The sequence below is a fragment of the Streptococcus cristatus genome (assembly GCF_003944225.1).
In the GTDB taxonomy this organism is placed as follows: Bacteria; Bacillota; Bacilli; order Lactobacillales; family Streptococcaceae; genus Streptococcus; species Streptococcus cristatus_K.
This window is the reverse complement of the sequence record NZ_RJPN01000038.1, coordinates 1-588: the sequence shown is the minus strand read 5'-3', so window position 1 is coordinate 588 and position 588 is coordinate 1. Positions and strand designations below refer to the sequence as shown.

Genomic DNA, 588 nt, shown 5'->3' with positions numbered 1-588 from the left:
GCTTGTGCTCAAACTTGTACTTATTGAATCTGAGGCACTAATTGAGGCACTGAGACTTGTGCTCAAGCTTGTGCTGGCTGAATCTGAAGCACTAATTGAGGCACTGAGGCTTGTACTCAAGCTGGTGCTTGCTGAATCTGAGGCACTGATTGATGCACTGAGGCTTGTGCTCAAACTTGTACTTACTGAATCTGAGGCACTGAGTGAAGCACTTAGACTTGTGCTCAAACTTGTGCTTGCTGAATCTGAAGCGCTAATTGAGGCACTGAGGCTTGTACTCAAGCTGGTGCTTGCTGAATCTGAGGCACTGATTGATGCACTGAGGCTTGTGCTCAAACTTGTGCTTGCTGAATCTGAAGCGCTAATTGAGGCACTGAGGCTTGTACTCAAGCTGGTGCTTGCTGAATCTGAGGCACTGATTGATGCACTGAGGCTTGTGCTCAAACTTGTACTTACTGAATCTGAGGCACTGAGTGAAGCACTTAGACTTGTGCTCAAGCTGGTGCTCGCTGAATCTGAGGCACTGATTGATGCACTGAGGCTTGTGCTCAAACTTGTACTTACTGAATCTGAGGCACTGAGGCTTGT

At 47.4% G+C, this 588-nt stretch carries 1 protein-coding gene; it reads left to right on the top strand.

Going from position 1 to position 588, the window contains the following annotated elements; all coding sequences use genetic code 11:
* The coding region (locus D8797_RS10260; protein WP_446677501.1) for a hypothetical protein at positions 1-588 on the top strand (588 nt) is incomplete at both ends.